This window comes from Gottfriedia sp. S16(2024) (genome assembly GCF_050473765.1).
GTDB lineage: Bacteria > Bacillota > Bacilli > Bacillales > Bacillaceae_G > Gottfriedia.
The window spans coordinates 3,505,788-3,519,895 of record NZ_JBFLUO010000001.1 but is presented as its reverse complement, the minus strand read 5'-3'; the positions used below and the strand labels follow the sequence as shown (position 1 = coordinate 3,519,895).

14 protein-coding genes are annotated in these 14,108 nt (G+C 32.8%); 1 reads left to right on the top strand and 13 read right to left on the bottom strand.

What is annotated here, in order from left to right; genetic code table 11:
- Positions 1-7: 7 nt before the first annotated feature.
- The 3 genes from AB1282_RS16565 to rsgA form a co-directional block, all read right to left on the bottom strand.
- Entirely contained in the window at positions 8-1,024 is a 1,017-nt protein-coding gene (locus tag AB1282_RS16565) for a sensor histidine kinase (protein ID WP_429899574.1), read from the bottom strand.
- Positions 1,021-1,758 carry a cell wall-active antibiotics response protein LiaF gene (gene liaF, locus AB1282_RS16560; RefSeq protein ID WP_056476944.1) on the bottom strand — a complete coding sequence of 246 codons (738 nt, stop codon included), beginning with the start codon at positions 1,756-1,758 and terminating at the stop codon, positions 1,021-1,023. Before liaF ends, AB1282_RS16565 begins: the two co-directional genes overlap by 4 nt.
- Before the next feature lie 485 nt (positions 1,759-2,243).
- On the bottom strand, positions 2,244-3,290 hold the full coding sequence (rsgA, locus tag AB1282_RS16555; RefSeq protein WP_429899573.1) for a ribosome small subunit-dependent GTPase A: 1,047 nt from the start codon (positions 3,288-3,290) through the stop codon (positions 2,244-2,246).
- 686 nt (positions 3,291-3,976) lie between these two features.
- Here rsgA and AB1282_RS16550 point away from each other — a divergent pair.
- The gene (locus AB1282_RS16550; RefSeq protein WP_429899572.1) at positions 3,977-5,371 is read left to right on the top strand and encodes a peptide MFS transporter; all 1,395 of its coding nucleotides are present in this window, start codon (positions 3,977-3,979) and stop codon (positions 5,369-5,371) included.
- Between the two features lie 50 nt (positions 5,372-5,421).
- Here the strand turns inward: AB1282_RS16550 and AB1282_RS16545 are convergent, their stop codons facing one another.
- From AB1282_RS16545 to AB1282_RS16500, 10 genes are all read right to left on the bottom strand, one after another.
- Positions 5,422-5,871, bottom strand: coding sequence for a dCTP deaminase domain-containing protein (locus AB1282_RS16545; RefSeq protein ID WP_056476939.1), 450 nt, complete (start codon positions 5,869-5,871; stop codon positions 5,422-5,424).
- A gap of 123 nt (positions 5,872-5,994) precedes the next feature.
- Positions 5,995-6,819: a GNAT family N-acetyltransferase gene (locus tag AB1282_RS16540; protein WP_429899571.1), complete on the bottom strand. Its 825-nt coding sequence runs from the start codon at positions 6,817-6,819 to the stop codon at positions 5,995-5,997.
- A 98-nt stretch (positions 6,820-6,917) separates the two neighbouring features.
- Entirely contained in the window at positions 6,918-7,982 is a 1,065-nt protein-coding gene (locus AB1282_RS16535) for an undecaprenyldiphospho-muramoylpentapeptide beta-N-acetylglucosaminyltransferase (protein WP_390311382.1), read from the bottom strand.
- Between the two features lie 365 nt (positions 7,983-8,347).
- Positions 8,348-9,301 carry a hypothetical protein gene (locus AB1282_RS16530; protein ID WP_429899570.1) on the bottom strand — a complete coding sequence of 318 codons (954 nt, stop codon included), beginning with the start codon at positions 9,299-9,301 and terminating at the stop codon, positions 8,348-8,350.
- A 141-nt stretch (positions 9,302-9,442) separates the two neighbouring features.
- Positions 9,443-9,847: a MaoC/PaaZ C-terminal domain-containing protein gene (locus AB1282_RS16525; protein ID WP_429899569.1), complete on the bottom strand. Its 405-nt coding sequence runs from the start codon at positions 9,845-9,847 to the stop codon at positions 9,443-9,445.
- Positions 9,844-10,293, bottom strand: a complete 450-nt coding sequence (locus AB1282_RS16520) for a MaoC family dehydratase N-terminal domain-containing protein (RefSeq protein WP_390311380.1) — start codon at positions 10,291-10,293, stop codon at positions 9,844-9,846. Before AB1282_RS16520 ends, AB1282_RS16525 begins: the two co-directional genes overlap by 4 nt.
- Before the next feature lie 20 nt (positions 10,294-10,313).
- Entirely contained in the window at positions 10,314-11,072 is a 759-nt protein-coding gene (gene fabG / locus AB1282_RS16515; RefSeq protein ID WP_429899568.1) for a 3-oxoacyl-ACP reductase FabG, read from the bottom strand.
- A gap of 19 nt (positions 11,073-11,091) precedes the next feature.
- On the bottom strand, positions 11,092-12,270 hold the full coding sequence (locus AB1282_RS16510; RefSeq protein WP_056476924.1) for an acyl-CoA dehydrogenase family protein: 1,179 nt from the start codon (positions 12,268-12,270) through the stop codon (positions 11,092-11,094).
- Positions 12,271-12,321: 51 nt separating this feature from the next.
- Positions 12,322-13,302: a quinone oxidoreductase family protein gene (locus tag AB1282_RS16505; RefSeq protein WP_429899567.1), complete on the bottom strand. Its 981-nt coding sequence runs from the start codon at positions 13,300-13,302 to the stop codon at positions 12,322-12,324.
- A 21-nt stretch (positions 13,303-13,323) separates the two neighbouring features.
- On the bottom strand, positions 13,324-14,103 hold the full coding sequence (locus AB1282_RS16500) for an enoyl-CoA hydratase/isomerase family protein (RefSeq protein WP_056476918.1): 780 nt from the start codon (positions 14,101-14,103) through the stop codon (positions 13,324-13,326).
- Positions 14,104-14,108 lie beyond the last annotated feature (5 nt).

Here is a 14,108-nt window from a genome sequence, read left to right as displayed (position 1 = left end):
CCCACCTCTATTCAATTACTGGAACTTTTACCTCAATCTGTGTTCCTCTATTTGGTATACTTACTATTTTTGCCGTTCCTCCAATTTCAGAAGAACGTTCACTTATTGATTGCAATCCATACGAACCCGTTTTTCGGTTCTCGACTTCAAATCCGATTCCATCATCAATCATTCGAACTAATACAAAATCTTCAATTTTTCTAATTCGTATTTCAAAAGTTTTTGCATTTGCATGCCTTAAAGTATTCGATAATGCTTCTTGAATAATCCTAAATAAATGATCCTCTACACCTTTTGATAATGAAATATCATCGATTTTCCATTTTAAATGAAGTGCTTGACGATTTGTTAATTCAGTTAGAAGCTTTTCTACACCTTCTTTTAAGCTTTTACCTTCTAACTGAACTGGTCTTAAATGTAATAAAAGTGCACGCATTTCTGATTGAGCATTAATCGCCATTTTTTCAATATATTGTAATTGTTCTTTAAACGTCGTTTCACCAAGTTCATTGATCGCAGAGATCATCATCGAAATCGCAAATAATTGTTGGCTAACTGAGTCATGTAATTCCCTTGCTAGTCTATGACGCTCTTTTGTTACGACATCTTCAATTGTCTGAGATTCAATTAATTTTTTTTCATCGACTAATTTTTGAACAGTCTTCCTTGAATCTTCAATTTGTTTAGATATTTTTTGAAGTTTTACTTCGATTTCGTTATCAATTGACCGAATTGAATGTTCTGATTCTTTATGATAAATTCCTTTTTCTGCCTTTTCTATACCTTCTAATAAAGCTTTTTCATTATGACGAATCGTGCTCAAAACCGCTGTACTATAAACAATTGATATAATTATGATTGCTACAAATAATATTAATAGTAAAGAAAAATTTCCAATTTTATACAGAAACAATTTATCAAGGAAAGTATGATCTATGAAATAATAAACAACTCCACAAATTAAAATACTTGATGTAAATGCAGCAAGCCATATTGATAAAAAGATACCCTTATCGATCTTCATTTGTTTGTCACCTCAATATTTCCGATTGCTAAAGAAGTGACAATTTTTAACTTTCTTGAAGCTTCTTTATAATCATTCGAAGTGAACTTACAATTCTTGTTAAACCCATTCAATTTATTTTTAAGGATATTAACTTTGCCAAATAAAGTAGAATGCTGGATCGAAACTTCTAAATCATACGGCACATATAAAGTAATATTACCGATGATTCCATTTAATACCAACACTGTCTCTCCTTCAGGAATAAATGACTCTGATAGATCGATTATGACATCTCCTATTCCAAAATAATAATCTACATCGTCTAATTCAAATGAATCATTCTTTAAATGGATATTTGTAAAAAAACGATTTGAAATGAGAGATTTTGTTTCAAAGACACCTGTATTTGTTGTTTTAACCATGTTTGGTACAATGACTCTTTCATTAAATTTCGAATTAACAAATATTAAATATCCCACATAGATCACGATAAATGATAATACTCCTAGGATCGATTTCAATTGGAATACATTACTGATGAATAAAATAATTCCCCCAAAAAACGCGATATTCGCAGATGTAGATGGGTAAACTTTTCTTTTTTTCGCCCCATACTGAAATAAATAAATACCTACTCCAGCTGCGATTATTGCAAAAGGATTTAAAAATAGATCAAATAATAATCCTATGCCTGCAATTATGAATAATAATCCGGTTAATTCATTGCTAGACAATCGTCTAAATCGCTTCATATAGCTCTCCTCTATTCACTAAACTAGCTTGTTAATAGCAATTGAAAGCTTTTGTTATTAACTATCCTACTATGTAGTTTATCTATTTCTTGTTTGTTTTGATACAAACTTAAGTATTGTCTTATCTCGGTCTTAGGACTGAGATTTTTTAAAGTAATTACCCTTGGACTTCTATTGGGTAAGTTAATTTCGTTTTTATGACTTTTTACTTATTCTTGAGCCCCGTATGAGTTTGTATTTATCGTTTTTTTGCCTGCTTACTTCCTCATGAACCACTTATGAGTTAGTATTTTTCGTTTTCTTTCCTTTTTACTTACTCATGAACCCTTTATGAGTTACTAAATCGTCGCTTTTTGTCTTTTTACTTACTCATGAACCCCTAAGTGTTACGAATTTCAGACATCTAGCCATGTTACATATCTTAAGAAAAACATATGAACTATTAAATTTCAAAAGAAAAAGAAGAGTATAAATACTCTTCTCTCTTATTTATAAGACTTAGTATTCATCATTTTACTAATTTTTTTCCATTTATCTCTTTCTTGTCTAGCTAATGATGCGTCTTGTTTACGTTCTGCATACGCTAGTTCTCTCATTAATTTACGATAGCTTGTGAGTCTTTGTTGATCTAGTTCGCCGTTTTCGATTGCTCGGTTGACTGCACATCCTGGTTCGTTTTCATGTGTACAGTCTGAGAATTTACATGATTTAGCTAATTCTTCGACATCTGTAAATGTCGAGCTTATATGCTCTTCTCCACCCCAAAGCTGTAATTCTCGCATACCAGGTGTATCGATGACCATTCCGCCAGATGGTAGGAAAAATAGTTCGCGGTGTGTAGTTGTGTGTTTACCGCGATCGTCACCTTCACGTACGTCCTGTGTTATTTGAATTAATTCACCGATTAACGCGTTTAATAATGTAGATTTACCAACACCTGAAGAACCAAGTAAGGAAACAGTTTTCCCGGATGTTATGAGCTGTTTCAACTCTTCAATACCTTCTCCATTTGTACTGTTTACAGAATAAATCGGTACACCAAATGCAATCTCTTCAACTGCTGCAATTTTGGTTGGTAGGTCAGTGCATAAATCTTTTTTTGTTAAAATAATAATTGGACTAGCTCCACTATCATAAGCAACAAGTAAATAACGTTCTAATCTTCTTATATTAAAATCGTTATTTAATGCCATTACTAAAAACACGTAATCTATATTAGCAGCTACTATTTGTTCTTCTATTTTTTCTCCTGCAGATTGCCTTGAGAATTGACTAATTCTTGGCAATACCTTTTGAATAATTGCTTTGTTTTCACCTTTTAACGGTTCAATTACAACCCAATCACCAACAGATGGATAATCACTTTTCACTTTTGCTTGGAATTGAAATTTACCAGAAACTTCACCAGTTAGTTCATTTTCACCATCATGCAATTTATAAATTTGTCTTTGTTCAGATATTACTCTCGCAACTATAGTATTTTGATCCTTTTCTCCGAACGCTTCGTTCCAACCTAATTGTTTTAAATTCATTTTGTCCTCCAATGTATAAGGACAATAATGAAGATTTACTCCATTTTTTGTCCTCTAATATTTACCTTCTTCTGAACTAAATTAATTAACTTTCCCATATTCATCACTCCGTTTCATATATAGTACTTTTAGTATATCCAAATTTTAGAAAATCGTCCATACGAATTAATTGAATATTAAAAAAGGACAAAACATTCTATTATTATTTCGACAAATTTTGACAATTCCCACTTTTTTGTTTAATTAAACTTTTATAATATTAAAGTAAAAAATAATAAAAACCCTTGAAATATTTAAAAAATTTATTATTATTTAGATATAGGTCTTTTTGTTCAGGCTGTACTAATACAGGTCAATCGACAAAGTCTAAAAATACTAATTTAATACGAAAAATCAGTATTGCAAGATTTGTCTGACAATATAAAAAACTTTACAGAGATACGTTATTATGTGTTATACTAAAATAGTAAATTGGTCCCAAGTTATTTTTAGCGGATCTAAATAAATATTTAGTAGCATTGTTCTGATGAAAATAGTTAGAAATTTTTTTTAACTCAAATTGTCGAAATTTGTTGAATTCGGAAATTATTTTTTACATTAAATTGACAGAATAGTATATGAATTGACGACAATAAATATTCATTCAGAAAAATACACAGAATAGCACTTATGAGGGAGGAATTTGAATGAGCGTAGCAGCAAAACAAAACGTTTCATCAAACGAGCAAAATCAAAAAACGAAACACCCACCTGGCCTTTACTTACTTTTTGCAACTGAGGCTTGGGAGCGCTTTAGTTATTATGGAATGCGTGCACTTTTAGTTCTTTACTTAACAACTTCAGTAGTTCAAGGTGGACTAGGATTTAAAGATGCTTGGGCACTACAACTTTATGGATTATTTACTGGACTTGTATATTTCACTCCAATCATTGGTGGTTGGATTACAGATAATTTCCTTGCAAAACGTGCTGCTATCACAATTGGTGGTATTATTATGGCGGCTGGTAATATCGCATTATTCGGTATTCATTCTTCAACTGGTTTATATCTTGGATTAATTTTAATGATTATCGGTAATGGTTTCTTCAAGCCAAACATTTCAACTATTGTTGGTGAACTTTATGAAGGAGATGACCCACGTCGTGATGGTGCATTCACAATCTTCTACATGGGTATCAACTTAGGTGCATTCTTTGCTCCACTTGTTACTGGTTATTTAGCACAAACTTTATTTATGTCAAAAAATGCTGCTGGTGATGATTTATTCGGTTACCGTTATGGTTTCTTAGCATCTGCGATCGGTATGATTATTGGTCAAATTATTTTCAACGTATTAGCTCAAAAATATTTAGGTGATTTAGGTACTAAACCTAACGCTAAAGTTGTAAAAGAGGGTAACAACAAATCAGTTAAGGATGTTCCTCTTACTAAGAAGGAAAAACAACGTACTACAGTTATCTTTATCTTAGCTGCATTCGTAGTATTTTTCTGGGCTGGATTTGAACAAGCTGGTTCATCATTAACGCTTTATACTGAACGTTTCTTAGATCTTAAAGTTGGAAGCTTCAATGTACCATCTGCATGGTTCCAATCTGTTAACCCATTATTCATTATGCTTTTCGCTCCAGTTCTTTCTATGATCTGGATTAAAATGGCAAGAAATGGTAAAAACATTAGTGTTCCTGCGAAAATGGCAATGGGTCTTATCCTATTAGGTATTGGTTTCGCATTTACGATTATGGCGGTTATGAAAACAGGTTCTGATCCAAATCATATTACTGTAAAAGCAAACATGTTATTCATGATTATGACATATTTCTTCCATACAATTGCTGAATTAGTACTTTCACCAGTTGGTTTATCTGCAGTATCTCGTTATGCACCTGCTAAACTTGCTTCATTATTAATGGGTGTATGGTTATCATCAAGTTTCATTGCAAACTTAGTTGGTGGTCAATTAGCTGCATTTACAACAACTCTTGGAATGTTACAAGTATTCTTAGTGGTAGGTGGAGCAGCAATCGTAGCAGGCTTAATCTTACTTGCTTTATCACCAAAACTTGCAAGAATGTTAGACTAATTACAAAATTAAAAGAACTCGAGCAATCGAGTTCTTTTTTTATTTCTATATTATTTGCCTGTACTTCCAAATCCACTTACTCGTTCTTCCCCTGCAAAATCTTCATCAGCTAATAAAAACTTTTGGAAAACAGCTTGTCCAATTCTCTCACCTTTTTGAATGATAACAGGCTCCTTTGATACATTTATTAATTGCATCATAATATGGCCATCGTTTGAAGGATTGCTGTAGTAGTCTGAATCAATAACCCCTACCCCATTTCCTTTCATTAAACCTTTCTTTAACGGTGTAGACGAGCGTACAAATAATGCTAAAAATTCGTCTTTTTGCATATACGCTTTTAATCCTGTACCAACAAGTTTGATCTCGTTTGGATTAATAATCGTCTCTTCAATACTTTCGATATCATAACCAGCTGCATGAGTAGTTGCTCTTTTAGGAAGATTCACTCCACAGTTTTCAAATCCTTTTGCTACTTCAAATCCTCTTATTTTTTCCAAATCTTTCACCCTTTACCATTTAATCCTTTTCTAGTGTAACATAGAAATTTTCATAATGATAAAATTATTATAGTAAGTTAAAAAAGAGGCTGTCTGAACAAACAGACGACCTCTTACTATAAATTATTGGCTAATTTTATAATAATCTTGAGTGTTGTATTGTCTAAATCCACAATCTAAATATAATTTCTTCGCGTTACTATTTTCTAGAGCAACTTCTAGATGAATTTCGTTCCCAATCTCATTTTCTTTTTGAATGGTTTGGAGTAATGCATTTTTCCCATATCCCTTACCTTGGTATTCTGGAAGTATCGCAAAACCATAAATCCAACTTTCATTATTTTCACGTAGTAAACTCATTTTACCAATTTTTTCATCATTTACTTCTATAATAAATAAATCACGATCTGGTTCATCTATGATGCGTTGATTGTACTTCTCGGCATCAGTTTTTTCAAATCCAAAACATACAACATCTAAATTTGAAATAAAAGAGAAATCTAATTGCTCTGCTTTCGTGAATTTAACGATTGGTGTAAATTCTTTTACTTCTTGGTTTTTCCAAGCCATTTGATATTCTGAAAAAGAATAAGAACAATTTTTTTGATTTCTAATAAATTCCTTCGCTGATGTTGAAGCTTCAGGAGCATTTAATAAAATCGTAGTAACTTGAGATAATGCATTTAGCGCTTCATTTAACAAGCTAGAAAAAATACCTTTTTGGCGAAAACCTGGATGAACCATACCACAGATTTCAACTTTTTCTCCAAAATAGTAAGTTGCTAAAAATCCTACTAGTTGATCTTCTTCATAGTAAAAGAAATCTTCTTTAACATCATTTCTTCGATTTCTTAACATTTCCCAGTTTAACTTTAAAGTTATTTCATCAAATTTCTCGCATGTTTCTTGTAATATGTTGATTTCGTTTAATTGTTTTTCTGTAATCAATTTTTCCACCTTCTTCTTACACTATTTCTTTTAGTCACTTTAGAGTTATTCAACAAAAAAGCATCTCTTCCTTTATTTAGAAGAATGCTTTAATAGAATCAATTTCTATTTATTTCCTCAAGAAGTACATTTAGTGCATTACTTTGATTCGATGATTTCATATTTGTAATGAAAATGTCTTTTTTAGTTTGAAGTTCTTCAATTGATTCTTGTAGTGATTTGTTCGTTAATTCCTCTTCTTCCATCATTAATGCAAAGCCTTTTTCTTTAAAAGAATTTGCATTTAATATTTGGTCTCCCCTACTTTGATTTTTCGTAAGTGGGATAATTAACATCGGTTTATGTAACGCTAAAAATTCAAATATTGCATTTGACCCACCTCTTGTGATAATCATTTGAGATGCGGCCAATACATCAGCTAGCTCGTCATGAACATATTCAAATTGCTTATATCCTTCAATATTTTTTAAACTTTCATCAACATTTCCTTTACCACATAAGTGGACAATCTGATACTTTTTCGTTAGATCCGGTAATGATTCTCTAACCGTTTCATTGATTTTCTTTGCGCCTAAGCTACCACCCATAATTGTTAATATTGGTATATAGCTTTTAAAATGAAGATAGTCTAAGCCCTTTTGTCTTGAACCATTTAATAGTTCCTTTCTAATTGGAGAACCAATAACAGTTGTTTTATTTTTTGGAAAATAATTTTTTGCTTCTTCAAAAGACGTGAAAATTTTTGTAGCAAATCGCTGAGAAATTTTATTTGCAAGTCCTGGTGTCATATCACTTTCATGTATAAATATTGGAATTTTCAATGTGCTAGCAGCAATAATTACTGGTACAGAAACAAAGCCACCCTTTGAAAAAACTAAACTCGGCTTAATTTTTCTTAATGCTTTTCTAGCGTCAAGACAGCCTTTTATTACCCGAAACATATCAATAATATTTTCAAAATCTATATATCGTCTTAATTTTCCGCTTGAGATCCCATAATAAGGTATATCAATTTTATTTATTAGTTCCTTTTCAATTCCTTTTTTAGATCCAATATAATGGATATCCCAATCATTTTTATTCAACTCATTTATAATGGCGATATTTGGTGTTACATGCCCCGCAGAACCACCACCGGTAAATACAATCTTTTTCTTAGACATATTATCTCCAATCTATTTTCTTATTCAAATCAAAAATTTTCACAAAGCCCATACTGGGACTGGAATATCTTTATCGCCCCCACATATTAACTCTCTATTTATTCTCAATTTTATATCTTTATGAACCTTCATAGCTAAAAAATGCATAATTAGGCAAAGTATACTCTTGATAAATTCACCAAATCAGAGTGTATTTCCTCTATAAAGCAAAAATGCATTACTTCACTTTTTAGAAGTAATGCATTTGTTCAGTTGCAAATATGTTTGTAACTAACTCTATGTTGTTGAATCTCACTACTGATTTGGCTAATAGATCAAATGGATAACCACTTCGCTCCAAAATCATTTAATCAGATCAAGCGATTTTATCTTTTATCATTAGGATCTACTTCAAACCATTCTGACATCGATAAGTTCGTAGTAGAATCCTCCCAATCATCAATTGATAAATCTGAAAAATCGGTTTCTAATAATTGTTCGGATGTCTTCTTTTGACCAGAGTCATTATCTTGATTGTGAGCATGATTGTGATTTTGGTGTTCTTCTTCATTATGATTTGTATAAGAAGACGATAATTCCGAATAATTTTTTTGATTAAAACTCGTTAATTCAGATGTTATCCCGCTCAATTCAATTTCGTCCATCGTACTTGCAGAGTACTGGTTAATATCTTCTATATTTTGATTATTATACTTTCTCCTATTTGCAACTCTTGAGTTATGTTGCTTTTCCTCGAAATGTTCATGTTCTTGATGTTCATGATGCTCTTGATCCTCTTGTTTATGTTGTTCATGCTCATGCTGTTGATTATGTTCTTGATGTTCTTGATGTCCTTGATGCTCTTTATGCTCTTTATGCTCTTTATGCTCTTTATGACCTTCATGATTAGGTTCAAATATACTTGCTGAAAATTCCTCCACATTATGTATAAGATTTTCAGCCCAATTAGGATGATCAGGATGGTGTTCGTGACCTTTGTGATGCTTGTGATGTTCGTTCTGCTCATGCTGATTGTGATGATCTTGATGTTTGTGATGATCTTGATGATCTTGATGATCATTTTGTTCGTAATGTCCTTCGTTATGATCTATATTGTGGTGTGAACTTGATTCATTTTCACTGTTAATCATTGATAGAGTACTTTTTAAATCTTTTTCTATATTAACAATTTGATGGTCAAAATTATGTAATTGCTTTTTAATTTCTTCCATATGAGACTCTATTTCATCTATTCTTTTGTTAACCTTATGCAAATTTTTTTGGTGTTCATTTTTTTTCAAATCAAATTGCTCTAATAATTTATCAAATGAAAGATCCATTTTTCTCACCTATTTCGTTTTTTAATATTATGTGTAAATCCACTGTATCCAAATCCTATTTATTGTAAAATTAACATTAATGAAATCGAAATTGTAAAATACAAAAGGGACTCCTTTTAGAAGTCCCAATTTGATGCAGTATCATTCATATAATTTAAATAAAATTTTACCAGTAATAACAGTTACATCGTTCTGGTTCTTTGCGTTTACTTTAAAATATAGGTTGTTTTCATCAACTTTTTCAAGTGTTGAATTTAATGTGATTACATCATTTAAAAATACCATATTCTTAAATCTTATGGAGTAATTTTCAATAAAGCCAACTTCTAAATAATCTGAAAAAAGCTTCGCTAAATTTCCCATTGTCCACATGCCATGTGCAATAATTCCAGGTAAACCAGCTTTCTTTGCTTCTTCATCAATTGTATGAATAGGATTAAAATCCCCCGAAGCTCCTGCGTATTTTATTAAATCAATTCGAGATACTGGTTCTAGTAGGACTGGTTTTAATGAGTCGCCAATTTGCAAATCTAATACTGTCGTCATACCGAAAGCACCTTCCTAACCTCTTCAGTTATGATAACAACTGATTTAGTAGTAAATATCATATTGCCTGCTTGATCTTCTCCGTTATCTGACAGTACTAGAAAACCCATAAACCCATGCCCACCACGTTTTTCATAATAATCATTAATCTCTGTATAACAATTAATGGTTTCACCAACTAAAAGTGGTCTTTTATATTCAAATGTTTGCTCACCATGAATTAGACCGACATTAGGTAGGTTAAAATTGTCTATTTTCCCATAGTCAAATACTCTTGGAAAAGTCGTCGGAGCAATATTTTGTCTATACCTTGATTGTTTTCCGTATTCTTCGTCAACATAGATTGGATGTAAATCCCCAATTGCTTCAGCAAATTTTTTCACTGCACCACGTTCTACTGTATTTTTAACTGATTTAGAGCGTTTACCGATAAACGATTTAAACATTTATATTCACCTCAATTTTTTTAAGCTTTAGGTCCACCTGCAACATATAAAACTTGACCATTTACATAAGAAGACTTTTCATCGGCAAAGAAAGCAACTGCATTTGCAATATCTTCTGGTTTACCTGTTCTTCCGGCTGGAATTTGGCTTAAACTTGCCTCAACTAGTTGTTCAAAAGTAATACCGATTCGATTTGCCGTTTCTTTCGTCATTTCAGTTTCGATAAATCCTGGTGCCACAGCGTTAGATGTGATTCCATATTTCCCAAGTTCAATTGCAAGTGTTTTCGTTAGACCTTGTAAACCAGCCTTTGCAGTTGCATAGTTTGATTGTCCACGGTTACCAAGTGCAGATGTTGAAGAAATATTAATGATTCTTCCATATTTTTGTTTAACCATATAGACTTGTGCAGCACGTACAACATTAAATGAACCTTTCAAGTGTACATCCATAACAGTATCCCAATCTGAGTCTGTCATTTTAAATAATAAATTATCGCGAATAACACCTGCATTATTGACTACAATATCTATTGAACCGAATGTATCATATACTTCTTTCATAGCAGTTTCAACTTCATTGGAGTTTGTAACGTTTGCAACTTTAGTGAATAGTTCATACTGCTTAAATTCTGAAGCAGTTTGTGATAGTGCTTCTTCATTTACATCAATAATGGCTACTTTTGCACCTTCTTTTGCAAATAATTCTACAATACCTTTACCAATCCCTCTACTACCACCTGTAATAAAGGCTACTCTACCTTCGAATCTTCCTCCCATTTTCCTCACTCCTTATCTTTTAAACGTATTGTCCTAATTTGACATGTCCTTTTAGTAAATTACGTGAAATGATTAATCGTTGAATTTCATCAGTACCGTCGTAAATTCTCCATAATCTTGCTTCACGGTACCATCTTTCAATTGGAAGTTCTTTTGTATAACCGATTCCACCATGAATTTGAAGTACACGGTCAACAACTCGATTTCCCATATTCGAACCATAAAGTTTTGCCATTGAAGCTAAATGCCTATTGTCTTCTCCTTGATCGAGTGTATATGCTGCATTTAATACAAGCCATTTAGCAGCTTCTATTTCAACAGCAGAATCCGCTATTTGCCATTGGATAGCTTGTCGTTCGGCAATTGGTTTTCCGAAAGTTTCTCTTTCTTTTGAATAGTCAATGGCCATTTGTAATAAACGCTCAGCGGCACCAACAGCTGTAGCCCCTACAATCCATCTTGCAAATCCGATCCATTCAAGTCCTAAATTATATCCACCATTTAATTCACCTAAAATATTTTCTTCAGGCACACGGACATTCTCAAATACTAAACCAGCTGGTCCCCATTCGCCCATTGTATGAATAAATTCAGATCTCCAACCCATGTCCCGGTCTACTATAAAACAAGTTACACCATCTCTTCCACCAGTTTTTTGATGTCTTTCTTTATCCGTAATTGCAATGACCATTACAAAATCTGCTTCGTTTCCACCTGTAATAAATGTTTTCTCACCGTTTAATACCCATTCATTCCCATCCTTAATAGCGGTCATTTTAATGTTTTGAGTATCAGAACCCGCATTAGGCTCCGTCATCGCAAAGCATGATTTTTTATCGCCATTTATTGTAGGGATAAGGTAGTTCTTTTTTTGTTCCTCGTTACAATAAAATAAAATATTATCCGCATAACCACCGAATTTAAAAGGAACGAATGTTTTTGAAATTTCCATATAAATAATTGCTAACATCATTTGGCCTAAATCAGCACCACCATATTCAGTAGGTGTATTAATTCCCCAGAAACCAGCTTTTTTCGCTTTTAATTGAAGTTCCTTTTCAACTACCGGATCTAAGCTTGGTCTACCTTCACGCTCATTTCTAAGTACTTCATTTTCTAAAGGGATTAATTCTTTTTCAACAAATTTTCGAATTGTTTTTTGAATCATTTTTTGTTCGTCAGTCAGGCGTAAATGCATTTAAATTTCCCCCGTTTCGATCTGATCAAAGTTTTTCATATCAAAAATTCATTATTTTTTCGGCTCTAAAATCACTTTTCCTACTGTTTTTCTAGATTGCAATATCGTATGGACATTGGCTGCTTCACTTAATGGAAATACTTCTCCAATCGTGATCTTTAATTTTCCTTCAGCTAAATATGTAAATAACTCTTCTAAGCTTTGTTTTATTAATGCCTTTTTTCTCAAAAGAGGTGGTAAGAAAAACCCGATGACTGATTGATTTTTTGCCATTAAAGAGGACGGGTAAAACTTACTTTGCTGGCCACTTGCTACACCATAAATAACTAATCTTCCGAAATAAGCTAAGCAGTCTAATGTTTTATAAAAAACATCCCCACCTGCCATCTCTAAGGCAACATCTACACCTTTTCCGTTTGTAGCTTCAAGTACTTTTTGTTCCCAACCTTCTTCGGTATAATTGATTAATACATCAGCGCCCATCTCTTTTGCTAGCTGTAATTTTTCGGATGTACTTGCTGTTGCGATTACTTTGCCAGCTCCAAAAAGCTTCGCTAATTGCACTGCTAAAGTACCTAGACCACCAGCTGCCGCATGAACTAAAACGGTTTCTCCCGGTTCTAGCATCCCCATTGTTTTTAAGATATGGTAGGCACTTAATCCTTGGACGGGTAATGCAGCGGCTATTTTAAAATCCATTTCGTTCGGTAAAGGAATTACCGAACGCTCATCAGTCAAGGCAAAATCTGAGTATCCACCACATTCCAACATTGAAACAACTCGATCACCAATTTTAACTGAACTAACCTCATCTCCAATTTCCACTACGACTCCAGCAACTTCAGCACCAGGTACATATGGCAAAGTGGTCTTAACTACATATTGATTTTCTCTTCGCGCTGTATCAGCATAATTGACACCTGCTGCATGCACTTCAATTAATACTTCTTTTCCCTTTGGTACTGGTCTTGCAAGTTCGACTTTTTCTAATACCTCAGGGCCACCAAATTGTTTAAATTGAATTGATTGCATTGTAAACTTCCTCTCAGTTTTTTATTTTCCAGTAAAAATCGCTTTTCTTTTTTCTTTAAATGCAGCAACACCTTCTTGATGATCTTCAGTTGCTACCATTAATGGCTGAGTAATTCTTTCAAGTTCTAGCATTTCATCTAATGTTGATGTAAAAGATTGATTAATTAATTTTTTCATCATACCATTTGCTTTTCCAGGTCCAGCGGCTATTTTATTTGCAAATTTTACTGTTTCCACAGCTAAATTTTCAGGTGGTACGAGTGTGTTAATCATACCTAGCTGATACAATCTTTCAGCAGGAACTGGCTCTGCAGTAAAGAAAAACTGTTTTGCTAAATATGGACCGATTAACCTTGGTAGGAAATAAGAACCGCCTCCATCTGAAATTAATCCTACTTGAGAAAAGCTTAAAGCAAATTTACTATCGTCTGCTGCGATGATTAAATCACATGCTAAAGCCAAGTTAAAACCAGCACCAGCTGCAAAACCATGAACTGAAGCAATAACAGGTTTTTCGATTTCACGAATCGTTTTAATAACTGTATTTAAGATTCCTATATGCTCATATACTGCATTTGGAGTAACGTTTCCCATCGTTTTAACATCTCCACCTGCTGAAAATGAACGACCTGCACCTTTTAGTACAATTGCTTTAATTTCCGGATTCAAATTTGCTTGATTAAGCGCTTCAGTCATACTATTCAACATTTCATAACTAAAAGAATTTAGACTTTCTGGCCTATTTAACGTTAAAGTTAATATCCGCGCTTTAACTTCTACTAATAAATGTTGATTACTCATTTATT